The sequence below is a fragment of the Campylobacter concisus genome, from assembly GCA_002092835.1.
Taxonomy (GTDB): domain Bacteria; phylum Campylobacterota; class Campylobacteria; order Campylobacterales; family Campylobacteraceae; genus Campylobacter_A; species Campylobacter_A concisus_K.
The window spans coordinates 1-25,585 of sequence record LVWL01000002.1 but is presented as its reverse complement, the minus strand read 5'-3'; the positions used below and the strand labels follow the sequence as shown (position 1 = coordinate 25,585).

Annotated in this window: 18 protein-coding genes and 2 pseudogenes; 9 read left to right on the top strand and 11 right to left on the bottom strand. The window is 35.5% G+C overall.

Annotated features, from left to right (window positions below):
• Window positions 1–77: 77 nt before the first annotated feature.
• The 11 genes from A3835_08775 to A3835_08725 form a co-directional block, all read right to left on the bottom strand.
• On the bottom strand, window positions 78–1,712 hold the full coding sequence (locus A3835_08775; protein ID ORI10635.1) for a multidrug ABC transporter permease/ATP-binding protein: 1,635 nt from the start codon (window positions 1,710–1,712) through the stop codon (window positions 78–80).
• Window positions 1,712–3,076: a coproporphyrinogen III oxidase gene (locus tag A3835_08770; GenBank protein ID ORI10634.1), complete on the bottom strand. Its 1,365-nt coding sequence runs from the start codon at window positions 3,074–3,076 to the stop codon at window positions 1,712–1,714. Before A3835_08770 ends, A3835_08775 begins: the two co-directional genes overlap by 1 nt.
• A 184-nt stretch (window positions 3,077–3,260) precedes the next feature.
• Window positions 3,261–4,271 carry a hypothetical protein gene (locus tag A3835_08765; protein ID ORI10633.1) on the bottom strand — a complete coding sequence of 337 codons (1,011 nt, stop codon included), beginning with the start codon at window positions 4,269–4,271 and terminating at the stop codon, window positions 3,261–3,263.
• 29 nt (window positions 4,272–4,300) lie between these two features.
• Complete coding sequence (locus A3835_08760; GenBank protein ORI10632.1) at window positions 4,301–5,092, bottom strand: hypothetical protein; 792 nt, start codon at window positions 5,090–5,092, stop codon at window positions 4,301–4,303.
• Window positions 5,093–5,300: 208 nt separating this feature from the next.
• Window positions 5,301–5,798 (bottom strand): YajQ family cyclic di-GMP-binding protein, encoded by a 498-nt coding sequence (locus tag A3835_08755; protein ORI10631.1) that lies wholly within the window; start codon window positions 5,796–5,798, stop codon window positions 5,301–5,303.
• Window positions 5,799–5,814: 16 nt separating this feature from the next.
• Window positions 5,815–6,585 carry a hypothetical protein gene (locus A3835_08750; protein ID ORI10630.1) on the bottom strand — a complete coding sequence of 257 codons (771 nt, stop codon included), beginning with the start codon at window positions 6,583–6,585 and terminating at the stop codon, window positions 5,815–5,817.
• On the bottom strand, window positions 6,572–7,507 hold the full coding sequence (locus A3835_08745; GenBank protein ID ORI10629.1) for a hydroxyacid dehydrogenase: 936 nt from the start codon (window positions 7,505–7,507) through the stop codon (window positions 6,572–6,574). Before A3835_08745 ends, A3835_08750 begins: the two co-directional genes overlap by 14 nt.
• A 2-nt stretch (window positions 7,508–7,509) precedes the next feature.
• The gene (locus A3835_08740; protein ORI10628.1) at window positions 7,510–8,691 is read right to left on the bottom strand and encodes a glutathionylspermidine synthase; all 1,182 of its coding nucleotides are present in this window, start codon (window positions 8,689–8,691) and stop codon (window positions 7,510–7,512) included.
• Between the two features lie 3 nt (window positions 8,692–8,694).
• On the bottom strand, window positions 8,695–9,312 hold the full coding sequence (locus tag A3835_08735; protein ORI10627.1) for a hypothetical protein: 618 nt from the start codon (window positions 9,310–9,312) through the stop codon (window positions 8,695–8,697).
• Window positions 9,309–9,941: a transcriptional regulator gene (locus A3835_08730; protein ORI10626.1), complete on the bottom strand. Its 633-nt coding sequence runs from the start codon at window positions 9,939–9,941 to the stop codon at window positions 9,309–9,311. The genes A3835_08735 and A3835_08730 overlap by 4 nt, the downstream gene beginning before the upstream one ends.
• Before the next feature lie 103 nt (window positions 9,942–10,044).
• Entirely contained in the window at window positions 10,045–10,257 is a 213-nt protein-coding gene (locus A3835_08725) for a 30S ribosomal protein S21 (GenBank protein ORI10625.1), read from the bottom strand.
• 138 nt (window positions 10,258–10,395) lie between these two features.
• Between A3835_08725 and A3835_08720 the strand changes: the two genes are divergently transcribed.
• The 9 genes and pseudogenes from A3835_08720 (at window position 10,396) to A3835_08680 (ending at window position 25,585) form a co-directional block, all read left to right on the top strand.
• Complete coding sequence (locus A3835_08720; GenBank protein ID ORI10624.1) at window positions 10,396–11,721, top strand: cytochrome c oxidase accessory protein CcoG; 1,326 nt, start codon at window positions 10,396–10,398, stop codon at window positions 11,719–11,721.
• Window positions 11,722–11,751: 30 nt separating this feature from the next.
• Window positions 11,752–12,378: pseudogene (locus tag A3835_08715) on the top strand (transcriptional regulator).
• Between the two features lie 109 nt (window positions 12,379–12,487).
• Window positions 12,488–13,648: an efflux transporter periplasmic adaptor subunit gene (locus A3835_08710; GenBank protein ORI10623.1), complete on the top strand. Its 1,161-nt coding sequence runs from the start codon at window positions 12,488–12,490 to the stop codon at window positions 13,646–13,648.
• A 10-nt stretch (window positions 13,649–13,658) separates the two neighbouring features.
• On the top strand, window positions 13,659–16,784 hold the full coding sequence (locus A3835_08705) for an RND transporter (GenBank protein ID ORI10622.1): 3,126 nt from the start codon (window positions 13,659–13,661) through the stop codon (window positions 16,782–16,784).
• Window positions 16,774–18,156: an RND transporter gene (locus tag A3835_08700; protein ID ORI10621.1), complete on the top strand. Its 1,383-nt coding sequence runs from the start codon at window positions 16,774–16,776 to the stop codon at window positions 18,154–18,156. The genes A3835_08705 and A3835_08700 overlap by 11 nt, the downstream gene beginning before the upstream one ends.
• A 16-nt stretch (window positions 18,157–18,172) precedes the next feature.
• Window positions 18,173–18,400, top strand: coding sequence for an ATP-binding protein (locus A3835_08695; protein ORI10620.1), 228 nt, complete (start codon window positions 18,173–18,175; stop codon window positions 18,398–18,400).
• Window positions 18,401–18,436: 36 nt separating this feature from the next.
• Entirely contained in the window at window positions 18,437–19,114 is a 678-nt protein-coding gene (locus tag A3835_08690) for a hypothetical protein (protein ID ORI10619.1), read from the top strand.
• Window positions 19,115–22,618: a hypothetical protein gene (locus A3835_08685; GenBank protein ORI10618.1), complete on the top strand. Its 3,504-nt coding sequence runs from the start codon at window positions 19,115–19,117 to the stop codon at window positions 22,616–22,618. It abuts the gene before it with no gap.
• Between the two features lie 2 nt (window positions 22,619–22,620).
• Window positions 22,621–25,585: pseudogene (locus tag A3835_08680) on the top strand (hypothetical protein).

The following is a 25,585-nucleotide window of genomic DNA, read 5'->3' as shown; positions in this document are numbered from 1 at the left end:
TACTAAATTTAAATTTATTTGAGCTTGAAACGGCTTAAGAGTAGGGTGAGTATTGTGCTTTTGTGTAAAAATTACTCCTATTTTATCTTCTCAACTGCATCTTTTGCGGCACTTATTCGCTCGCTCTCGTCTAGCTCACGCACAAAGCCATCTTTTACCAAGATGATCCTAGTTGCTACATCAAAGTAGCTATCATCGTGGCTAACAGCGATTATGCTGATGCCCTTACTTTGTAAAAACGGCAAAATTTCTTTATAAAATTTTCGTTTAAAGAGCGGATCTTGATCGGCCGCCCATTCATCTAGGATAAGGATAGAGCGGTGCTCTAAAATAGCTATTAAAAGACTTAGGCGCTTTCGCTGACCGGTTGAGAGTTGCGTGGTGCTAAGCTTATTATCTATGACACTTACTTTTTTGTCGATCTCAAGTAAGGCTAAAAGCTCGTCTATTTCGCTTTGGCTGGCAAAGCCATTATGAGAAAGCGTTTGCGAAAATAGATAAAAATCGGCAAAAATAGCGCTAATCTTTGCCTGATAGCTTTGTAAATTTCCTTCATCTATCTTTGTGCTATCAAGGTAAATTTCACCACTACTTGGGCGCATAAGGCCACAAAGTAAATTTATAAGCGTACTTTTGCCACTGCCATTTTTACCGATAATAAATGTTATCTCACCGCGTTTGATCTCTAAATTTACGTCTTTTAGGCAAAATTTGCCGTGAGTGTAGTTGAAATTTATATCCTTTAGCCTAATGCTTCGCCACTCGTCACTTAGGCTATCATCAAATTTAAAGCCTTCCTTAAATTTATTGAGATTTAAGCTCATGATCTTTTCTAGGCTCACTTTTGCGCTAAGTGCGGCTGGTATGGAGCTAACCATACTCATAAATGAGCCTCTTAAAAATAGTATCGTTAGGCTAATGCTTAGTGCAGTTTGCAGGCTCGCCCAGTCAAATGCCACGCACAAAAATACACAAAGACCAACTGAGCCAAGAAGCATAATGTTTGTGAAATTATCGCTTAATGCGTGATAAATATCGGCCTTTACCATATTTTGGCGTTTTTTATCGCCTGTAAAATTTAACTCATCAAAGCAGACACTTGCCCTTGCCCTGTTTAAACTAAGCTCTCTATGCCCCTCTACGATATCGTCGTAGTGCTTTTGCAATGCGTCATCTTGAACTCTAGAATGTTTAAAATAAAGATGAATTTTTTTCATAAAAAGTGTATTTATAAAAAGAGTCGCACCGATCCAAATGGATAAAAAGATAAAAATTTTTGGAGCGATTACACAAAGATAGATGCTAGCGCAGACGATAAAAACTAGACTTTGTATAAAACCAGTAGCGCTCATAAAGGCAAATGTGATCGTTTTTATGTCATTATTTAGACTAGCTATGATCTTTGCCTTGCCGATCTCGTTTATCACGCTATTTGGCGTATCTAAAATTTGCTTTACGCTTTGATATCTTAGCTCGTAGATAAATTTATGCCCAAAATTTGTAAGCGATATATTTGCGGCGATGGCGCTTATAAAAAACAAGAGCAAAACCACTATAAATTTAACCGCTATAAAGGCGTCAAATTCTTTTAAACTTACAAGCTCATTATTTATAAATGAAAGGGTCCAGACACCAAGTCCGCTAAATACGAGCGTTAATAACACTATTTTAGAAATTTGATATATGTTTTTTTTAATTAAATTTGCAAGCATTACATCGCAGCTCGTGGCTGAATGATATTTGGCTCATACTTTTGTTCAGTGTTTTCGCTCATTATACGAAGCACCTTGCTTTGTTTTATCTTAGCGTCATCCTTAAATATCGCACGAACTTTGTCCATACCAGCGTAAAAATCACGCATAAGCACGATGCAGATATATTTGCCAAAAAATGTCGGCTTGATAATGCCATTTTCTTCATATATTGCATTTACAAGCTTAAGTAAGCTAAGCTCCATAAATAAGGCTTTGTTGATGTTTGTGTTATTTTCATTGTTGTATCTTTTAATATCAACTCCGCCATCAAAAAGCCTTGTTAAAAATGTGTATTTAAGTCTCTCTTTCTTGCTAAAACCACATTTTGCGATGACTGGGCTTTGCCTATTTTTTATCCTTTTGCCGTATTCAAGTAGATTAAACGCGTTTATTACAAGCTCACCGTTAAGAAAGCTAAATGCTCCGCTACCAACGCCAAGATACTCCAAATTTGAGCCAACATATTCGTCGCGAAGGTCAGCACTTTTTTCATTTGAAAACGCCCAGGCGTTGCTTTGTTTGTAGTTACTTTTGCTAAATTCTTCAGTGATTATCTCATAGAATTCGCGCTCGTTATCGATGTTTGAGACGCCAAGCGAGCGAGCTATATTCTCTCTTGTTAGCTCTGATTTCATAAGTGGATAGAAGGTAATTTGTTGCGGAGAGATCGATTTTGCAGTATTTATGTCGTTTATTAGCTGCTCTTTTGTTTGATTTGGCAGGTTAAAGATGAGATCCAGGCTAATGACTGGGATCTTACCAAGAGCGAGCTCAAGTTTTCTTTTTACCTCCTTGGCTGAGCCAAATTTTTCATATCTGCCAACTCTTTTTAATGTTTCATCATCAAAGCTTTGTACACCCACGCTTAGTCGATCAATTAATCCATCAAATCTGGCTAAACTCTCGGGTGAGATGTGATTTGGATCGCTTTCTGCTGAAATTTCATCTATACTAAAAAGCTCTTTTGCAAGCTTAAGTGTTTTCTCAAGCTCAGGCTCATTTATAAGCGTCGTGCCACCGCCAACATAAAGTGAATCAAAGTCAAATCCAGCCTCTTTAACCTGCCTCATCTCCTCACGTAAATTTTCAAAGTAAACTCTTGCAAGTTCTTGTTCATAGTGGTACTTATGAAACGAGCAATATGGGCAGAATGTGTGACAAAATGGCACATGTGCATAGAGCATATACTTTTTGCCTTTTTTTGGAGTTTTGGTGTAGGTTGTGGTTAAAATGTCTATATTAAATTCATTATATAGTGATCTTTGAATAGAATTATGAGCGTAATTTACGGCAAAATTCTCGACAATATTTTTAAATATCATAACTAATCGCCTTAAATAAGTTTGGTTTTAAATTGATGTGTTAGGATAACTAACTTTTAATAAATTTAGCCTTGTGCTAAAGAAGATTTTGGCTTAGCCAGATAAATTTGGCCTATAAATTTTAATTTTTTGAATCCGCAAATTTCACGTATCGATCAAATTTTAGTCCCAAAACTTAAGGAAGTTACTCCTTGGCTCTTGAGATAATTTTGCTTGCATCAAGCTCAAATTTTACTCCATCTTTTGTCTGCAGATAATAAAATTTACCAAGAGTTGATAGGGCTTTTACATTATAAAGTTTTATAACTCCGTTTGTTTCGTTTTCATCATAATAAGTTTTACTATCATCACAATATATGCCATTTTTGCAAATTTTTTCTGGCAAAGCACCTGCTATACTTTTTTCAATAGATAAATATTTATATTCCATGTTAGTGATTTCAAATTTCTTTGCGATGTCATCCGCTAGATAAAAAAATATAACTATTGGACATAAAAACATTAAAATAAGTGAAATTTCCTTGTGCGTACCATCCTTATAAATACCTTCACAAAAACACAAAATACCTAAGCAAAAAAAGATATATGTAATGTAAATAAAAAATAGATTTACCACCAAAATAGAAATTAGATTAGTTTGAAAATTAGACAAAAATATTAAAATAAAAATATAAGCGAGCCACATTATCATGCAAAGAGCAAATACTCTTTCCAATATTTTTCCCTTGATCCATATTGTAATACACGATAACAAATATGATAATGCTAAAAAAACCATAAAAGTAAATAGTACGCCTTTTGCATCTATATAGAAAGCTATACTTATAATAAAAGTAGTTAATAGTGCTAGAGGAAATGATAAAGATAATAAAAAAAGTGAAAAATATTTACCATTTTTATATCTGAGGGAGTATCTTATATGTCCAGGATAAAGCATTATGGGCAATATAATAAAAATAGTAAAAATAGCTACAACAAAAAACAATAATGCTCCGACATGAAAAATATCAGAATTACTTAAAACTGGAAAATATCCAACAAAGAGACTAAAATATACAAAATAACAAATCATACTAGTTAAACTAACACCAGTTAGTATCAGTGGATGAAATTTTAAAAGAATTTCAATATGACTTTTTTGGTAAGTCTTACTAGCCCGCCTTTTTCTTTCATCTAAAATATCTTGATAACTCAATTTAAATCCTAAAATTTTATAAAAACTTGCTACCTAAGCACCTTCTCGATTTCGCTCCAGCCCAAAATCTTGGCAAAATCAGCTGCCGTTTTGCCACTTTTTGTGCGGGCATTTTTATCAGCGCCGTTTTCTAGCAAAAGATTTACAAGATTTAAATTTCCAGTGATCGCCTCGTTATGAAGCTGCGTATAGCCAAACTCATCAGCGTCCGTGACCATATTTGGGTGCTCTTTTATATATTGCCTTACTTGCTCATATGTATTTTTGCTCATTGGATGCTCTATCAAATTTTCAGGGTGTTCTTTTTGCTCGTAAACTACCAAAATATCGTTAAAATCGCCAAAATCAAGCCCCCACTCTTTATCGTGCTCTTTTAGTTCTTTCTTTTGCATGCGTGAGCGCATCGACTGCACGCTAAATCCGCCGTATGCGCGTCCATCTATCGAAAAGAGCCAGTCACTCATCTCGTCTATCTTTGCGCTTATTTGGTCGCCTAATTTCACGTTTTGCACGCTATCAGGCTCATTTATGAGCGTACCATATATCGTTTCGCCGTCAAATTCTACATCGTCTATCCACATGTGTTCACCGACTTCTTCGCCATTTACGACATCTAGGAAGCAAATTTTTACCATCGCATAGTCAAGTGCTGGTACGATCCTGTGGCGTTCCCAGTAAACCTCACGCCAAAAATATCTAAAGCTCTCACGAGCTTGCTCAAATGCACGCTGCATATAGTCTTCGTCGCTACTTACAAAATAGATCGGCATCTGCTTGCCAAGATCGATTTGCTTACCGAGAATTTTCTTAAAAAAGCTCATTTTTTTGTCCTTAGTGAAATAAATTTAATTGCAAATTTGCAAAAAACTGCCAAATTTAGGTTGAATAGCTAAATTTTAAATGAAAAATCTAGTGGCAGTTTCGCAAAATTAGGCGAGGCGATTTAAATTTTTGCAACGGGAGCTACCGAGTTGGTAATGACCGAGTAAAAATTTAAATCAACGACGCATAATAAAGCGAAAAAGTGCGTTACTTTAGATTTTTAAAGCTTATCGGAAGTTCTAAACTTAACCCCCTAACCAGCTTTATGCACTCCTGCAGGTCATCTATACTTTTGCTTGTCACTCTGATCTCTTCGCCCCTGATCTGCGCGCTTACCTTGATCTTTGAGTCTTTGATCGCTTTGGTTATCTTTTTTGAGTTTTCAGCGTCAAGCGTGTCGTTTAGTTTTAGCGTAGCTTTTAAATTTCCACCACTTGCTGGCTCTCTTTTTGTCTCTGTGATCGCTACTGGTGGGATGTTTCGCTTGATGAGCTTTGAGATCACGATGTCTTTTAATGCATCGATCTTGTTGTCGCTTGAGCTAAGAAGCGTGATAAATTTCTCCTTTTCATTTAGCTCGACCTCGGCCGCAAGTCCTTTAAAGTCATACCTCGCAGCAATCTCTTTTTTCGCTGTCTCAAGAGCGTTTTTAACCTCCATCATATCGACCTCAGCACTTATATCAAAGCTATGTTCGGTTGCCATTTTTATCCTTTCAAATTTATTTAAATAGCCCTTTGATCTTCTCAAAAATCGACTTTTTGCCAGTCTCTTCTTGATTTATCGCCTCGCCAATCTGCTGCACTGCGATCTGTGCGTAGATAATAGCACCCTTTGGATCGCAGTTAAAGAGATTTGAATATGAGCTTGATTTGTTTAGATCAAGTGGATTTGGCTCCACGACCTCAGTGGCCTCGAGCAGGCCTATTTCTAGCTCGCATGCGTAGTTTAGCGCATCTAAAAATGCAGGTAAATTTTGAGCGTAAAAGCCATCAATTGCCTCTTTTATCTCACCACCTGCTTCATAGTCAGCCTTTAGTTTAGCTACGTTTTTAGCACTCACATAAGCACCACAACAGTAGTTTTCGGTGATCTCATTATAAATTTCGCCACTAAATTTATCCAAAAACTCGCTTGGTAAAATTTCTCGCCAGTTGCTAATGTAGTTTTTAAATTTCTTATTTTGCTGTGCCAAAGAGCTTAGCGCTGTGCCGCGAGTGTAGAAATATTTTCTAAAAAATCCTTGTGTGACGGCGATACAAAAGCCGTGAGTTTTGTTAAAAATTTCATCGTCTTTATACTGTAACGCAGCGCTTAGTGTATCTTTGTACTTTTGCACGTAAAATTCCTCTACGCCAGCCTTGCTAGCAAGTGCTAAAACCTTGTCAAATTTACCAGCCCTTGTAAGCTCAAGTGCTTCAAAATACCACTTTGAAATTTCATTTTCGCTAATGGCGTGATAGCTTATATCATAGCCATTATCTGCTCTCATTGATGAAATTTTCGATGTTTGTGACGATCTTTGCGATGAGCGTCTTTCTAGCCTCCAAGCTGCCCCACGCTACGTGCGGCGTGATGAGTAGATTTTCTTTATTTTTTACATTTAAAAATGGGCTATTTTCGCTCATTGGCTCGCTCTCCAAAACGTCCGTAGCAAAGCGCAAATTTCTCTCATCTATCGCCCTTGCCATCGCAGCTTCATCTACTATGCCGCCACGTCCTAAATTTAGCACTATCACCTCATCTTTTAGCAAATTTATCTCGTTTGCACCCAGTAAATTTCTAGTCTTTTCATTTAGCGGTGCGTGGATACTGATGATGTCGCTGCTTCTTAGTAGCTCCTCTAAGTTTTTTTGCGCAAATTCGCTATTTTTATTTGCTCCGCTTGTCGAGTAATAGCTCACATTTGCGCCAAATGCACGCGCCACTGCCGCCACGCCACGACCTATCTCGCCAAGTCCGATGATGCCAAATTCTTTGCCAGTGATCTCGCTGATATCCGCGCCAAGATAGGTGAAAATTTCGCTTTTCACCCACTTGCCACTTTTTACGTATTCATCATAAAATTTGATGCGGTTTGTTAGCTCAAAAAGCAAGGCAAATGTGTGCTGCACGACGCTTGCAGTCGAGTAGCCAGCGACGTTTTTTACAACTATATTTTTAGCTTTTGCGTGCTCTAAATCTACGTTATTCATCCCAGTTGCACTTATGCAAATAAGCTTTAAATTTGTCGCATCCATCACGGCTTTGTCGATGATAACCTTGTTTGTTATGACGACATCAACGCCCTTTAGACGTGGCACGACCTCATCGCTTTTGGTTTTTTGGTATCTGATAAACTCACCAAATTTCTTAAAAACACTAAGATCTACGTTCTCTCCCAGCGTCGCTGCGTCTAAACAAACGATTTTCATCTTTAATCCTTAATGAAATGTCCTACAAATTTAGAGTAATTATCTAAAATTTTGCCACCCTTTCTATATCCAAGTGCGCACGCTTCATAAGCGTAAAATACGCCAGCTTGGTAGCTCTCGCCTCTCTCATCTTGATTAAACTCGTAAAATTCTTGATAGATGGCTTTGTTTGAGTCGTATTCGCCGTCATTACTTGCTATTTGTGCGCCGTTTTCATCGTGTATCGAGACGTTTGCGCCTTCTCTGCCAAATACCGGCTTTTTCACATATTTTTTGCCTTTTAGCGGCTCGTTTGAGGTTTCAAGCAAGAGCGGGTGATTAGGATATAGATCCCAAAGGATTTTTAAAATCCCCTTGCTTTGGAAAAGCAGCGTGTAGGCTGGATTTATGATGATAGCTTTTTGATTTTTGACGATGTTTGAGAGTATGAGTGCCAGCTCGCCCTCATCGATCGCTATGCTCTCCCAAGGCACGAGCTTAAACCAGTACTCGAAATTTTCATCGCCTTTAAAAATGCCCTCGTCATCATTGAAAATGACCTCGTCAACGTAGGCAAAGTCTGTTTCAAAGCCAGCCTCTTTTGCGATGTATTGCAGTAGTTTCACGGTTTGCTCATCCTCGATACTACCAGCGATAGAGCTAAAGAGTATCCCCCAACCCTCGTAAACATCCTCGAAATTTACATTATCGTCGCCAAGCGTGATAAGGCGTTTAAAATTTTGCTTTAGCGACTCGTAAAGGTCGTTAAACTGGGCTGCTTCGTCCATGTGATTTAGCTTTAGCATCGCCCACTGGATGATCGCTGTCTCAAAGACTGCCGTTGGCGTATCGGCGTTAAACTCGATGAGCTTTATAGGCTTGCCATCAAGCCCACCCGCTAGGTCAAATCTGCCGTAGAGGTGCCAATGAACGTCATTTTCCCAGCTATTTTTGATGATATCAACAAGGTTAAATGGTATGCCTATCTCGTGAAAAAGATTGTTGTCTATGACGTGCTGAGCGGCATTTACATACATATCATATAGCTCATTTGCCGCCTCGTAGTAGGCATTTGCCTCTTCTTCGCTCACTTGTATGATCTCATCTGCGATATACGAGCTGTTGTCATTATCTGTATGCCATGCAAAGCCGATTTTTTCCATAAATTCGTTATTTAACGGAGTGATTTTTCTTAAATTTATCATTTTTCAGCCTCCAAAGCTTGATGAGCTAGAGCTTGATTTTGAGCCACCACCGAAAAATCCACTCTTGCCACCACTGCTTCTTGCAGCAGAATTTGCCACTTTTTGCTTATTAAAGCTATCAACGCTTCTTGTGTATGCGCTTGGATTTTTGTAAGAATTTTGACGAGTAGCTTGGAAATTTTGATTTCCAAAAAGCTTGCTACCTATCCAGCTACCAAGTATCGCACCAGCAGCAGAGGCAAGTATCGTCTCACCAAGGCTTAGACCGCCACTACTTAGCTGTGCGTCACTCGTTTTTGTTAAATTTGAAGTGCCATTGTCGATATTTGCGTTTGCTTGAGCTAGGAGCTTATCGATCTCGTCTTTGCTTAGCACACGCTCAGTGCCGTTTATATCTTTTAGCACAACTCTAGTTTCAGTACTTGGATACTCTTCTAAAATTTTATAAATACCAGGTGCACTCTCTTCGATGATGACAAAGGCGCCGTTTTTTTGCGCAACTTCGTTTAGTGCATTTTCATTACCGCCATTGTCGTTTCCGCAACCTGCAAGGCCAGCCATAACGATCGCACCAAAACCTCCCACCGCAGCATAAGTAGCTATCCTTTTAATGTGTTTCATATCTCTCCTATCAACTCTTTTAAATTTTTATGTCTTCTAACAAGTATCACGCCTCGTTTAAATTTTATAAATTTGGAGTGGTGTATGTTTTTTATTATCTTTTCACTGATCTTTTTTGTAGCTTTTGGCTTTAAATTTAGCTCCTTTAAAAATTCACTTAAATTTATCCATTTTGACTCATTTTCTATCTCAGCCTCTATCGCTTCATTATTTGGCATATCGTCATTTTTTTGTGCTAAAAGCGGCCTTTGCATAGCATTTAGAAACTGCATGAGCTTCTCATCTCTATCTTTATAAATTTGCAAAATTTCATTTTTTCGCTCGATTAGCATCTGCTCTTTTTCTTTAAAAAGCCTATCTTTATCAGCCTGTAAGTTTAAATTTAAGCTCTTTAGCTCGCTTAACTCATTTAGCAAATAATTTACAAACTCATCATTTTGGGATTTGGTTTTTGTACTTTTTGGAGCGGATTTTGTGGCTTTTTCGCTACTTGGTTTCTCATCAAGGATGACAAATTTTGTGCCATTTTCAATGACTGTATTTATCGAACCACGGCGGATTCTATTATAGACTGCTTCTTTTGTTATGCCTAAAATTTCTGCAGCTTCGTTTATAGCTAGCTTTTGCATCGAATTTCCATTTAAAATAAAATAAAAAATTTGCTTTGATTATAAAAAAATAAGGCTAAAAGAAGAGTTAAACAAAGAGAGCAAAGCCCTCTTTGTCTTGGTTTTAGAGTCTTGACTCGTAGCGTCTAAGCATATAAAGACGTTTAAGCATTTTCTTGCGAGCTGCAATTTTTTGTTTCTTGCGGATCTCAGTTTTAGGCTCAAAGAAGCGTCTAGCTCTTGCTTCAGTTACTACTAAGTTACGGTCAGTTTGTTTTTTAAACTTTCTGTAACCCTCATCAAATGACTCGTTAGGATGTACCTTAATACCAGGCAACGTCCTCACCACCTTTCAGATTAAAATAAGCCGTGAGTATAGTTTAATTTTCATAAATTTAAGCTTTTAACTATTTTTTTTTAAAACTCTTTTAATGCCATAAGCTTTATAATCATAAAATTTCAAAAAAGGCCTATTATGTCAAAGGATTTTCATCTTAGCTACGCTAAGAGGCGTTACATTTTTTTCGCCTGTATTACGCTATTTGTCTTTGTTTTGCCATTTATCAGGATAAATGACGCGCAGCTATTTTTGCTAAGTTTTGATAAAAGTAGAGTTGATCTCTTTTTTACAAAATTTGATATGCAAGAGCTTTATTTGTTGCCATTTTTGTTTATCATTTTATTCTTAAGCATATTTTTTCTAACGACACTTGCAGGGCGCGTTTGGTGCGGTTGGAGCTGTCCGCAAACTATTTTTAGAATGATATTTCGTGACCTTTTGCAAACTAAAATTTTAAAGATCAGAAAAAATATCCAAAATAAGCAAAATGAGCCAAAAGGACAAATTTTAAAGCGTGCTTTAGCAGTTGGAATTTGGTGTGTTTTAGCTCTTGTTATTTCGGCAAATTTTTTATGGTATTTTGTGCCACCGCTTGATTTTTTTGCTTATTTAAAAGAGCCAAGCGAACATGGAGTTTTGCTTGCATTTTGGCTTGTTATCGCTATTTGGTTAGTTTATGATGTCATTATTTTAAAAGAAAATTTTTGCATTTATGTTTGTCCTTACGCTAGGGTGCAATCAGTGATGTTTGATAACGATACGATCCAAGTTATTTACAACCAAAAAAGAGGCGGCGTAATCTATAATGGAAAAGAAAAATTTAAAAAACCAAAAGAAGAGGGCGCGCTGTGTACTGGCTGCGAGGCATGCGTGAGGATATGTCCGACGCACATTGATATAAGAAAAGGTATGCAGCTTGAATGTATAAATTGTCTAGAGTGTAGCGATGCTTGCGCTAAAGTGATGAAGCATTTTGATGAAAGCTCGCTTATTGAGTGGAGAAGTATAAACTCTATAAAAGAGCAAAAAAGGGTCAAAATTTTACGCTTTAGAACGGTTGCTTATCTTGTCATTTTAGGCATTGTCTTAACAGCTGGGGTATTAATGAGTGGCAAAAAAGAAAGTATGCTTTTAAACATAAATAGAACAAGTGAGCTTTATAAAATTTTAGGCGAAAATGAAGTCGAAAATTCTTACGTATTTTTGGTGCAAAATACACAAAATAAAGAGCATGCCTTTTACTTTGAAGTAGATGATAAGAATATAGAAATTTCTCGTCCAAATAAGCCATTTATATTAAAAGCTGGCGCAAAACAACGAGTCATTGTCACGTTAAAATCAAAAAATGAAAATTTAAGCGATAAAGATCTTTTAAAACATATAAATATAAAAGCCTACGCCACTGACGAGCCAGCTATCAGCGTGCAAAGACAAAGTACTTTTATCTATCCTAAAAGATGATAAAATGGCAAAAATTTAATAGGAAGCAAGATGGCGATCTCAGAAAAGGGTAAAAAAAGATACAAACTTATCGTAAAAACAGCACTTGAGCTATTTTTAGAAAAAGGATACGAAAAGACAAGCTTAAGCGACATTGTAGCGATAAGTGGCGGATCGCTTTCTAGCATTTATACATTTTTTGAGAACAAAGAGGGGCTTTTTGAGGCGATCGTTGAGCAAGAGATAGATAGCCTTATAAAAGAGATCGATGAGAAAATAGATCTTAAAATTTCCCACAGCTTGGAGGAATTTTTAACCAAATTTGCAACCATAATATTTTCTATCGTTTGCAGCAAAAGGCATATCTCTCTTGGTAGGATAATGATGAGTGAGGGTTCTAAAAATGGCGGCAAACTTGGTAAGACATTTTTGGATCAAATTTTAAAAAAGATCGATCTTGTGCTTATAAATTTCTTTGAAAGAGATGAGGTAAAAGCCAAGCTTGATTCAAAATTTTCAGCCAAATTTGCTGCAAAGTACTTTATACAAAGTGTGATTGGAGCTTATTACTACGATTCGCTTTTGATAAATGAATAACCAAAGCTTAGTGAAAAAGAACGTAAAAAGCATGTTGGCTTGTGTGTTGAGTTGTTTTTGAATGGAGTTAGTAAAAAATAAAATTGACTTTTTATTTGTTTTCTAATAGAATCGAGAACTTTAAATTTTTGTAACAATTATTACAAAAAACTAAATATGATATTAAAATTTAAAATTAAGAGAGGTTTTTATGGCAAATTTTAAAAGTGCTCTTGTGCTTTCGGTTGCAGTTTTATTTCTAAGTGGTTGTTTTGAAAATAAAGAGAATAAAGCGGCAGCAGGTCGCCAGATGCCGCTATCTCATGTGAATATTTTTACCGCACAAAAAACAGACATACCTATTAGTTTTGATTACACTGCAACGGTTGCAAGTAGTCAAGATGTTATTATCTATCCAAAAGTTGGCGGAACTATCATAAAGCAGTTTTTTAAGCCGGGAAGCAAAGTAAAAGCAGGTGATAAGTTATTTTTGATAGATCCAGAAAAATATCAAGCTAGCTTTGACTCGCTTGATGCCTCTGTTGGCGTTGCAAATGCAAATTTGAAAAATGCCGAGACCGAGTTTAAAAGAATTTCTGCCCTTTATAAGAAAAATGCAGTCTCTCAAAAAGACTACGACGCAGCAGTTGCAGCCTATGACATTGCAAATGCGAATTTAGTAAGCGCAAAAGCAAATTTAAAAAATGCAAAAATAGATCTTGGCTACACGACTATCACAGCGCCATTTGACGGCGTAGTGGGTGATAATCAAGTAGATATTGGCTCGCTTGTCATAGCAAACCAAACAAAGCTCGTAAGACTTACAAAAATAAATCCTATTGAAGCAGAATTTTATATTGCCGATGTGGATAATCTAACTAGAAAGACAAATTTGGATAACGGCTCATGGCAACAGCTAAATAGTGACGCTGTGTTAAGTGTCAATGGCGAAAATTTTAATGGTAAAGTAAATTTTATAGATAATGTCGTAAATACCGCAACTGGCAGCGTTTTAGCAAAGGCTAGCTTTGATAACAGCGAGGGTAAAATTTTACCAGGTGCGTTCGGTCATATAAAGATGAGCGGATTTGTTCAAAAAAATGCCTTTAACATCCCTCAAGTTGCTCTTCAACAAAGCGCTACAAACTCTTATGTTTTAGTAGTAAAAGATGGCAAAGTAAGCCAAAAAAATGTAAAAACAGGATATCAAACAAAAAATATGGTAGCAGTCACTGAAGGTCTTGAAGATGGCGATAAGATAATCGTTAATAACTTCCTTAAAATCGGAGTTGGTGCACCAGTTGAAACTGATAAAGACCTAAGTGCGGAATTTATAAACGGCAAAGATGCAAACGCTACAAGTAGCAAGTAAAGGCAGATAGATGTTTTCAAGATTTTTCATAAACCGCCCGATATTTGCGACTGTTATATCTATCATTATAGTTATAGCAGGTTTTATGGGTATCAAGGGACTTCCAATAGAGGAGTATCCAAGTCTTACTCCACCTACTGTCTCTGTAAGTGCGACATATAGCGGTGCTGATGCGCAGACTATCGCTGATTCAGTAGCAAGTGCCATTGAAGATCAGATAAATGGCGTTGAGAATATGCTCTATATGCAAAGCACCTCAAGCTCAGCAGGCACTATGAATATAAGCGTATATTTTAAGATCGGCTCATCATCAAAGCAAGCTACGATCGATGTAAATAACCGCGTGCAAGCTGCCCTTTCAAGGTTGCCTCAAGAGGTGCAAAATATGGGCGTAACAGTGCGCGAAAGAAGCGGCTCGATCCTTCAAGTTGTTGGCTTTACAAATCCAAATATGGATTTGATAGAGCTATATAACTATGTAAATTTAAATATTGCTGATGAGATAAAAAGGGTTAGTGGCATAGGTGATACAGTATTGATAGGTACTAAAGAGTATTCTATGAGAATTTGGCTAAAGCCAGATAGACTAGCTCATTTTAAACTAACTCCAAGCGACGTCATTTCTCAAGTAAAAATTCAAAACTCACAATACGCTGCTGGCAAGATAGGCGAACAGCCATCGGATGGTGGCAATCCTTATGTTTATTCTGTTCGTACCGATGGACGTCTTAAAAATGCAGCTCAGTTTGGCGATATAATAATTAAAAGTTCCGATGGATCAGTTTTGAAGCTAAAAGATGTAGCTACCATAGAGCTTGGAGCAGCTAGCTATGCTAACGATGCGATGTTAAACGGCAAACCGGCTATTCCTCTTTTGCTATTTTTACAAAACGATGCGAATGCTCTTGCTACCGCAAATGCTGTAAAAGAAAAGCTTAACGAGCTAAAGAAAACTTATCCTGTTGGCCTAGAGCACACCATAGCTTACAATCCAACAGAATTTATAGATGTTTCAATTGATGAGGTTATAAAAACTTTTATTGAAGCAATGGTACTCGTCTTAATCGTAATGTACTTTTTCTTAAAAAGTTTTCGCGCTACTATCATCCCGATGCTTGCTGTGCCAGTTTCTATCATAGGGACATTTGGCGGACTTTATGTGATGGGTTTTAGTATAAATTTGATTACACTTTTTGCCTTAGTTCTTGCCATCGGTATCGTCGTAGATGACGCTATTATCGTCATAGAAAATGTCGAGAGAATTTTACATGAAGATAAAGAGATCAGCGTAAAAGACGCGACGTTTAAGGCGATGGAAGAGGTGCAAACTCCAGTTATCTCTATCGTACTCGTGCTTTGTGCTGTTTTCGTGCCAGTCTCTTTCATGGAGGGCTTTGTTGGCGTTATACAAAAGCAGTTTGCTCTAACACTAGTTGTTTCTGTTTGTATCTCAGGCTTTGTTGCTCTTACACTTACGCCAGCACTTTGTGCGGTTATGCTTAAGAAACAAGAGAGCAAGCCATTTTGGATAGTTCAGAAATTTAACGACTTCTTTGACTTTAGCACCAGACTCTTTACGGCCGGAGTGGCTAAAATTTTAAGGCATATTATTATTAGCTTTATTGTAATTGGTATTTTAGGATTTGCCACTTATAAGCTATTCGATGCTGTGCCAAAAGGACTTGTGCCCTCAGAAGACAAGGGCGCTTTAATGGTTATCACCTCACTTCCGCCTTCAACAAATATGCTAAAGACAAAAGAAGAAGTAGTCTCAATTAGCAACGCCATTTTAAGCAATCCAAATGTTGAGTTCACTATGGCTTTTGCAGGTTATGACATACTAGCTAGCTCGCTTAGAGAAAACTCTGCCGTTAGCTTTATAAAGCTAAAAGATTGGAGTGAGAGAAAAGGCGCTAACAACGGAGCTGATACATTGGCTGGCCAGTTTAATGGTATGCTTTGGGGCTCAAAAAACTCAATGACATTTGTTGTAAATTTACCGCCTATTATGGGTCTATCAATGACTGGTGGCTTTGAGATGTATCTACAAAATAAAAGCGGCAAGAGTTACAACGAGATAGAAGCAGACGCTAGAAAAGTATCAGCAATAGCCAATGCAAGGCCTGAACTAACAAATGTCAGAACCACGCTTGAGACAAATTATCGTCAGTTTAAGATAACAGTTGATAAAGAAAAAGCTAAATTATTTGGTGTAAGCGAGAGTGAAATTTTTAGCACGATAGGCGCTACTTTTGGCTCTTACTATGTAAACGACTTCAACCTTGCGGGTAAGTCGTACCGTGTATATGCAAGGGCGAGCGATAACTTTAGAAACAACCCTGAGGATCTAAGAAAAATTTTCGTCCGCTCAAATGAGGGCGGCATGGTGCCACTAAATTCAGTAGCAACACTTACAAGAACGATTGGACCTGATATCGTTGATAGATTTAACCTCTTTCCATCAGCTAAGATCATGGGTGATCCAAAACCTGGCTACACGTCAGGCGATGCGATCAGAGCGATCCAAGAGGTTGTAAATGACACGCTAAGTAGCGAAGACTACGCTATAAGCTGGGCGGGAACGGCGTATCAAGAGGTAAATTCTCAAGGAACGGGCACGGTTGCTTTTATCTTTGGTATGATCTTTGTCTTTTTGATCCTTGCAGCTCAGTACGAAAGATGGCTCATCCCGCTTGCAGTCATCACAGCCGTGCCATTTGCGGTATTTGGCTCGTTGCTAGCTGTTTGGATAAGAGGGCTAACAAATGATATCTACTTTGAGATCGGACTCTTGTTGCTTATTGGTCTAGCGGCTAAAAATGCCATTTTGATCGTAGAGTTTGCAATGCAAGAGCGTGATAGTGGTAAGAGTATATTTGACTCAGCGATAAATGCAGCCAAACTTCGCTTTAGACCAATTGTAATGACATCAATCGCATTTACTCTAGGCGTCTTCCCGATGGTTATAAGCACAGGCGCAGGCGCTGCATCTCGCCACTCATTAGGAACTGGCGTGGTTGGTGGTATGATCGCTTCTACGACGATAGCTATATTTTTTGTGCCAATGTTTTACTATTTGCTTGAAAATTTAAATGAGAAATACTGGAAAAAGGGAGCAAAAAAAGATGAAAAATAAGGCGTTTATACTTATAACGGCGGCGTTTTTAGCTGGTTGCTCATTTCGTCCAGATATGCCAAATGTAGATACAAATTTCACATCTACTTACGCTTATGAGACAAGCGATATAAGGGATCTTTGGTGGAAGGAATTTCACGATGAAAATTTAAATTCTCTAGTAGAAAGTGCACTTGAGAAAAATACAAATTTACGTGTTGCTTATTTAAATTTAGAGAAAGCAAAAGCAAGCCTTGGCGTAGCTGAGGCAGATTTGCTTCCTGGTATAAATTTAAATGTAGGCTACGAAAAAGCAAAAAGTAGCGGCGAAACATATACTAAACAACCACAAACTCGTTATAGAAAATCAGATATAAATTTAGGATTAAACTATGAGATCGATCTTTGGGGTAGAGTAAGAAATAATGTAGCAGCGGCCGAAGAAAGCCTAAATGCAACCAAATTTGACTACGATAGCGCGAGACTAAGTATCAGCTCAAATGTTGTAAAAAGCTACTTTGCATTAGTTTCATTAAATATGCAAGAAGCTGTGCTAAGAGAGACTTTAAAAACCTATGAAGATACGCTAGCACTTCGCAAAACACAGCTTGATCTTGGAAGCATAAATGAGATGACCTATTTGCAAAGTAAGGCAGCAGTAGAAAGCGCTAAGACCAATCTTACTTCTATATTAAATGCAAAGTCAAAAGCTATCACCTCACTAGCTATCTTGACTGGTAAAAGTAATAATGAAATTTTAGGTGGAGCTGTTGCTAGCTCGCAAAATTTACCAGCTTCTCCCGAGATAAGTGCTGGCATTAGCTCTGAAATTTTGCTAAGAAGAAGCGACGTGGCAAAGGCACTGGCTGATTTAAAAGCTACAAATGCTCTTGTTGGTGTTGCAAGGGCTGAGTATTTTCCAAGCATTTCACTGACTGGACTTTTTGGCTTTTCAAGTATTGATTTTGAAAATATATTTGTTGGAAATGCCAATACATGGAGCATAGGCGGCTCTTTAGCACAGAAAATTTTTGATTTTGGTAGGACAAAAAATAATGTAGCAGTGGCTAAAACAAATGAACAAATTGCCGCTGTTAATTATGAAGCAGCGGTAAAATCGGCTCTTGGTGAAGTAAGAGATGCGCTTGTTTCAAGGCAAAATGCAAAAATTTCTTTGGAACAAGTGAAAAATTTGCTAAAATCCCAACAAAGAATTTACTCGCTTGCCAAAGAGCAATATGACGCTGGCTATATTGGGCATTTAGAGCTTCTTGATGCGGAGAGAAATTTGCTTCAGGCAAAATTACAAGACGTCTCAGCAAAGCTTGATGAGGTCGATAGTGCAGTCGAAGTTTATAGAGCTTTTGGTGGCGGTTTTAAGTTAGAAAAATAATTAAAAAGGAGAGAGATTGGGAACTAAGATATTAAATTTCTTATTTTCTTGGGGTTTTTTCGTTTTTGCTATCGCTCTTGGCGTAGCATTATGGTTTGCGATAAATTACGTGGATACATTTAGGCTTGAGTCAAGCTTTTATGATATCGGTGAGATATTTATGATGGCGGCTGTTTTTTGTATTGCTTTTTATGTGATCGCAGCAATATTTGTTATTCCTATTAGAGCGATCAAAAAATCTTAATCTTTCATCTAAGGACAAAATCCTTAGATGAACTCCTTGACTTCATTATGTAAAATTCTTAGATTTTTGATTATTTATTTTAAAAATTTATTTATGAAATTTACCGCATTTATATTACTACTTCTAACAAGTATATTCTTAATAGCTTGCTCAGCTAATCAAGCAAACAAAAAGATAAGCAACTCTGAACTAGAAAACTTAGCTAAACAATATGGTGGAGTATATATATTTAATCAAAAATTTGTTGATGAGATAGAGAGAAGAGAAAAAGAAAGAAGCGATTATATGGACGATTTCTTTAAAAATAACAAAAGAAATTTTAAAAGAGCTGACCTAGAAATCATGGATCAAAAATTCCCTCAAACCCTCTCAAATGGTAAAAGATACTATACTCGCTGGATAGATTATGAAAGAGATACTGATAAAAAAGCAGAAGTACCTGAAAGCTATACGAATAAGATAAAAGAATTTATAGGAGATGATTTTTTAAAAGAAGAACCTAGAATTTATCCTAAATATATGTATTTTGATGGAAAAGAGATGAGAATTATAAAAATATATCTTTCATATACTCATATTGAAACTAAATATGGACTATTTGGTGATGAAGGTAGAGGTGTATCATTTACTAAAGAGTCTTTTGGTACAAAATCAGGAGATAATATTTTCTACTTAACAAACAACAAATTCATAAAAGCAAACAAGGACAAGTAAGTGCAAACTAAAAAATCAAATAAAGAGCTAATAAATTGCTTTAAAGACTATATTGATATAGCTGATGCAAGTTATGCAATGCTTCATAATGTATTTGAGAATGAAAGAAATGGACTTGATGAGCTTTATGATAAATTTGGTAAAGATAATGTCCCTGAAAATATTGTAAATTCTTATAGAGAAGATGAAATAAAAAAGCCTATTTGGAGATATAAAGACAACATAAGAAAAGGTGATATTTTAAATGGTGATATCCAAGATAAAGATGGAAATGTGGTAAAAAAAGCAGGTAATCCCACTGCTTATGCTCTTTGTATTGAAGCTAGATTTATGGCTGATAAGATTATCAAAAAGCCATATACTGGTAAAAAATTTATTAAGTTAGACAATGATGTTACAAATTTTATAGATACGCCATTAGGTAAAGACGGTAGCTATCAAGAAGCAGAAATTTTCTACACCCCTGAATCCCTCTCTCCTCGCACAAAACTCTTTGTTAATCGCTATGAGCTAGTAAAGCACATACCTAATCAAAAATCGGGTTTTAGCTCAACTATATTTTATGATACGCTTAAGTCAAACTATATCATAGGCTTTAGAGGAACAGAGATGAAAATAAACGATCTCTTAGATGATGCCTTTATGGCTATCACATCAAGAGCACTTATGCAAATATCTGCTTTAAAATCACTTCAATCCTCTATGCAAGAAGCTATAAATTCTCATAGTCAAAACTTAAGTGGCTTAGATAACACCGCCAAAGACATCATCCTGTCAGGTCACTCATTAGGAGGTCATCTAGCTCAAATATATGCAGTAACTTTCAAAGATAGCGGAGTAAAAGAACTTTATACTTATAACGCTCCAGGAATTTATGGTGGTATATTAGCTTCAGCTTTTACTTGGAGCTTAAGGCTTCTTAGCTTTGTAGCCAAAGTCATAGCAAAAGGTGCAAGATGGATAGCAAGAGTCATAGACAAAGATGGCTTTATAGGAAAGATGGTAGGCTCAGTCTTTAACAAGATAAAAGGTATGTTTGGCTTTAAAGATGATAAGAGTAGTGTAGATGAATACGTAGATGTGGTTAAAAATAATGAACAAGCTCAAAAGACTCTTGCAGATAAAAAGGTGAGCTCTAATATCAATAAAGCTAGCAAAGAAAAAGATATAGACATAGAGATACATCACGTAGAGAGCGTTAAACAAAGTATAAATAGAGATGAAGATAGCTTTTCAAAAGATGTAGCTGTTTTGATAGAACCTACCTTTTCGGTCATATCTGATCTAGGCTATAAGCTAGGCATAGATACAACTGGCGAAGTAAAGTATGAAAATACCGAGAATAGACACTTGGTGAATATATTAATTAGATCTCACTTTTTAAAAGAGAGTGTTTTGGTTTTATATATGTTGTGCTATCTCTTGGAAAACAAAGAAAATGAAGCCAAAATAGAAGGTAAAGATATAGCTGAAGCACTTGATTATCTAAATGAATATATCCAGTCGCTTAAATTTAAACTAAAATGCATAAGATCGAAGTTAAATTTGGATGTAAATATAGATGATATAAGTGATGCTTCTATGCTAGATACGCCTTTATATATTTTTTATGCTTATTTAAATCTCTTTTATGAATATGGCAAATTTAGTGATGAAAATTTTAAGCAAGATATGGTCGGGTATATAATAGAAAATTTAGGCAGCAACATAGATAAAAATAGCAATAAAGAAGCACATCTAGTAAAGATACTAGATATAGATGATATAGATAAACTAGATGCGACAAAGATAGTAAGTGATGCTAGAGCTGGCGATATAGATATGCTAGTGGCTATTTGTGCTTTGAATTTATTTGTATTTGAAAAAAAGATAGATGTAAATGAACTTGGCAAATACTTCTCTTATAACAAAAATATCTATAAAAATATAACGATACTACGAGATAATAGAGTAGATATAGCAGAGGCTAGCATCTTTGTAAAAGATAGAATAGATATGCTAAAGAGCATAATAAATCTAAAATACGCGGATCTAGCAAAGCTAAAAGAAAATGAAAATTTTTTAGCTAGCATAGACTCTAAGGACATAAGCTCTAGCGATGAAGCCATAGTAATAGCCAATAATAAATCCGCTCAAAATAATGATGATGTAGCTTACAATAATAAAGTAGCAACCGATGATATAAAAGCTCTTATGAATGAGAGCGTAGGAAGTATCTTTTATAAAAACAACGATACCCTTAGTGTAAGTGCAGTAGATAAAAGTATAGTCGATGTTGAGGTATTAAAGGAGATATTTAAGCTAGATAGCAAAAATATGAATCAAAGAATATATCTAAACTCTGCTCTTTTATCTAAAGCCAATGAAGAGGAGGATTATCCACTTTATTTTAAAGACGAAAAATATAACAGTGATGAGAATATACCTCTAAATTTTACTCATCAGCCAAGAGATGAAGATAAAGATATAGGAAGGCTAAATGTTGCTTATAGAAATTCTCAAGCAAATATATTAAATTATTCACTATTAAATAAGAGTCTAAATATCGATCTAAAACCAATGAGCAAAAAGACTAAAGAGGCTCTTTCAAATTTAAATCAAAGGCAAAATTTACAAAAAGATAATCAATCTAAAGAAATTTCATCCACTGCAACTTCATGCCCTGTCATAGAAGACGACACTATCATTTGCCCACATGGTGGTCATGTGATCTTAAAAAGTAGGGCAGGCAGGAGCATAAGATCAGACGATCAAGGCGTGATACTCGATGTTGATTTTATAAACTCGCCGATAGTAGGCTGCTCGGCTAGGATTCCATGCGTCATAGTAGCTTATGTACCAAGATCAGCACTTAGTCTAAAAAGCATGAATGATCACTACGCTGTAATGCAAGATCTAGTGCCAAACTGCCTAAGCAACACCGGCTCTTCGCTAAGGTGCATAAAAAAAGAGAATAAACTAAAACTAGAGCATAGTTTAAGTAATCCTGGTATGCAAGATAGTAGCGAAGTAATAAAAGATATAAATTTAAATAATGCCTACATAAGGCTTCATATAAAATCAGCTCTTAATCAAACAGATAATCTTGCCGTTTGTATATATAAGCTAAATGATGTGGAATATAAAAACCAAGAGGGGTTTAAAGAAATGGAGCTAAATTTAGACGAAGGCTCTGATATAAAAGATAAGAAGCTAAAAGAGTATCTAAAGGCCCGATTTAGAGATGATAAATTTAGTATCTCATCATTTAACTTTAAATACTCGCTTATGAATAAAAATTTTATTTTTATTACCCCTAAATATACTGAGCCTATCTATAAAGATATGACGCTTCCTAAGAGCGGAATAGGATTTTTTCAATTTGTAGATGATATGAGTGACGATAACAATCTTATCTATATTACGCCAAGTAAGGCAAAAACAGTATGTATAAAATTTGCTTGTGGGTTAGATAGTGAATATAGCGATAATATAAATATAATTAAAACAGTAGTGGTGGCATAACGATGAATGATATAAATATAACCTACTCTTGCGAAGAGAGTTTAAAAAAGATAAAAGAGTACATGGCTGATGCAAAGAGCGTGACGCTTTATACGTCTAGTTTAAATTCTCTTGAGTCAAACTACTTTGGCAGTATGGCAGCCTTAATAAGAAATGAACTATCAACATTTCTAAATCCTCGTTCTTGGAAAGCAATTTTTTCTAAAGAAGATAGGACAATATCTATCGTTACTGATTTTTATATAGATAAAGAGAGTTTTAAAGATAACAATCTAGATAAATCAAGGGAATTTAAATATAGAGGAATTCCAGTAAAAGTAGTTCATAAAAAGAGTGCAGTTGATAAGTTCTTTGTAAATTTAAAGGAGAAGATCGATCCCATAAAAATTAAAACAGAAAAAATAAAGTATGGTCCAGGAAGAGAATATCAAGCTAGACCAGTAGAAAATTTTGCTGAAATGTTTGAATTTATAATATCTTATTACAACAAAAGCAAAGATGTTTTAAGAGAGTGTTTAAGTACTTTAAAAGACGATCTAATAAATGATGCCAAGCCTTTAATGTCTAATGAGGAGTTAAACGAAACTAAATTTGAAAGAAGCGTCAAAGAGTGTTTTGATGAGCTAGATAAAAATTTAAAAAATCTAAATGAGGATGATGGAGAATTTATTATAAAGCAGTTCATACTTTCTATATTAAGCCTTGTTGATTTGTCAGGTACAAAAGCAGTAGGAAAAAAATTAATAGGATGGGGTACTGTTGCTTGGGAACTTATTAATTTTTCCACTGAAGCATATAAGTATTATGACAATAAAGCGTTTTATGGAGTATCTTTGCCTATACTAAGATTTTTTACATCTAGGTTTGCTTCTATTATAAATACCTTAAATATAAACTCAAATTGCAATGTATTGGTGTTCAAAAGTGATAAGAATTCTAAGGCTGGATTTTTTATAGACTTTACACATTTAAATTTAGACTATGTACCTTTTCAGATTAATTCAGTCGCAAAGGAGATAAACTGCAATGCAGATGAAGGATATAGCGTATATGGATATTTAGATGATGTATCAGTGTTTGAATATACTAAAGATGTTTGCTCTTACGATATCATAAATAAAAACTTAGGATTTGGCTCAAGTGATGATACGCTCTTTAATAGACTAAAAGAAGAGATAAAAAGTACAAATGCAAATTTAAATTTTATCTGTGCTTCAAATTTTAACTCTATAAAGTTAGCTAATCTAATAGCAGATAAATCCGATAAAAATAATACCTCAGTAAATGATGAGATGAATAGTAAAGACTTCTCAAATTTAAATAAAAACTACATCGTTCTTTCAAACTCCCCTTTTAGATCAAGTGCAGGATTAAGAGAGGAAGTTATTAGTAAAAGTCTTGATCAAACTATAAAAGATGATATAAATAGATCAAAAAGTAGCAACCTGGTAAAACAAAAATTTAGTGACATAAAGACTCTAAATCCAGTAAAAGACTATAGCAAATATAGTATAGATATAGATCAAAATAATGACAAATCAACTCTTTTGCTAAATTTATCTCCATTTGCAAGGATAGAAAAAAGCTATATAGATAACATTATAGAGAAAAAAGAAGCTAGTGATCGTAGAGCCAATCAAAGTTCTATTGGACTTTCACCAAATAAATCAAATAATGATGAGCTTTATAATGTGAATTTTTTACATATAAATGCTTATGCTAAGCAGCCAAACGATATGGAGAAGATAAAAGAAAATGAAAAAGCTTATATGGATAAGGTCACTCTAACTTTTAAAGATATTTTTGAAAAGATAAATAAAAATGTTTCTGAAAGAAGTTTTGACCCAAACTATCCTAGTGTAGATGATATGGTTAATATGAAAAAATACGAAGATGAAATGAATATAGAAGATGCTAAAGAACTTACAAGCGAAATAATCGATCGTATGCCAAAAGACCACTACTCTTTAACAGAAGTGCTCTCTATTGCCGTGGCTTACTTTATAATAACTAAAAGCTACCCAGGGGACCTGGTAAAGAAATCTGTTAGTAATGATGGGGAATATATAGAGATAGCAGAAAGAAAGATAAAGGTTATCCATAAAAACGCAACAATAAGACTTGGCGAAAAAGAGCAAGCTTTGTTTTTTTACAAAGATAGTATAAATGCAAATGTTGGTGAATATATTTGCATTGAAGAGTTAAGAGACTATATGGAATACTCAAAAAAAGGTAACGTAGCAAGTGTGGAAGAACTCTTAAAAGCAAATAATGAGAATAAACATGAGGTCATAGACACTTCTATCTTGGGGTTAAAGGAGCAAAAGCAGATAGAAGAGCTACTTGATAAACAAGCAAAAGAGATAGAGGATTGTTGGAAAAAAGACGATGCTATCTTGAAAAAGACTTTAAGAATGCAAGATATCCCTTATGAAACCATAGAAAAAGATATGAAGAAGGAAGCTCCGGCACTTATAGTAAAAACTGCCATAGAAGGGCTATTTCCTTTTGCAGAGTACTTTAGTGAAGATGGTCAATCAAAAATTTATAATTCTATTGGTTCATTTATATTTGATCCAAATAAAAAAGAGGCAACAGATGAGCTTCTTGATGAGCTTGGTGTATTAAACATTGTAAGACAGCTATTTACTATGAATAATACTGAAAATGTGGATAAATTTATAAAGCATGTAACAAATTCTAAAACAAATGTTGAAATCCTAAGGAAATCAAAAGGAAATCTACTTAAACAGGCTATTAACTCTGTAAAACTTCGTCTCCTAATAGGTCGCTATAACATAAGTATCATCTGGAATAGCATGAGAAGCTTTGCTTTTATGAAACAAACTTATATGTTTAACCCAAAAGATGTAGAAGCTATGAGAAATATGCTAAAAGGATATGGCAAATCACTAGGCAAAGATGTAGGAGTGGCTTTTCTTAAAGGCATGGTAGAACTTTATAAAA

What these genes read in the sequence shown, in the direction of transcription:
- A3835_08775 (ORI10635.1), bottom strand. Translation starts at nt 1,712, where the DNA reads ATGCTTGCAAATTTAATTAAAAAAAACATATATCAAATTTCTAAAATA.
- A3835_08770 (ORI10634.1), bottom strand. Translation starts at nt 3,076, where the DNA reads ATGATATTTAAAAATATTGTCGAGAATTTTGCCGTAAATTACGCTCAT.
- A3835_08760 (ORI10632.1), bottom strand. Translation starts at nt 5,092, where the DNA reads ATGAGCTTTTTTAAGAAAATTCTCGGTAAGCAAATCGATCTTGGCAAG.
- A3835_08755 (ORI10631.1), bottom strand. Translation starts at nt 5,798, where the DNA reads ATGGCAACCGAACATAGCTTTGATATAAGTGCTGAGGTCGATATGATG.
- A3835_08750 (ORI10630.1), bottom strand. Translation starts at nt 6,585, where the DNA reads ATGAGAGCAGATAATGGCTATGATATAAGCTATCACGCCATTAGCGAA.
- A3835_08745 (ORI10629.1), bottom strand. Translation starts at nt 7,507, where the DNA reads ATGAAAATCGTTTGTTTAGACGCAGCGACGCTGGGAGAGAACGTAGAT.
- A3835_08740 (ORI10628.1), bottom strand. Translation starts at nt 8,691, where the DNA reads ATGATAAATTTAAGAAAAATCACTCCGTTAAATAACGAATTTATGGAA.
- A3835_08735 (ORI10627.1), bottom strand. Translation starts at nt 9,312, where the DNA reads ATGAAACACATTAAAAGGATAGCTACTTATGCTGCGGTGGGAGGTTTT.
- A3835_08730 (ORI10626.1), bottom strand. Translation starts at nt 9,941, where the DNA reads ATGCAAAAGCTAGCTATAAACGAAGCTGCAGAAATTTTAGGCATAACA.
- A3835_08720 (ORI10624.1), top strand. Translation starts at nt 10,396, where the DNA reads ATGTCAAAGGATTTTCATCTTAGCTACGCTAAGAGGCGTTACATTTTT.
- A3835_08710 (ORI10623.1), top strand. Translation starts at nt 12,488, where the DNA reads ATGGCAAATTTTAAAAGTGCTCTTGTGCTTTCGGTTGCAGTTTTATTT.
- A3835_08705 (ORI10622.1), top strand. Translation starts at nt 13,659, where the DNA reads ATGTTTTCAAGATTTTTCATAAACCGCCCGATATTTGCGACTGTTATA.
- A3835_08700 (ORI10621.1), top strand. Translation starts at nt 16,774, where the DNA reads ATGAAAAATAAGGCGTTTATACTTATAACGGCGGCGTTTTTAGCTGGT.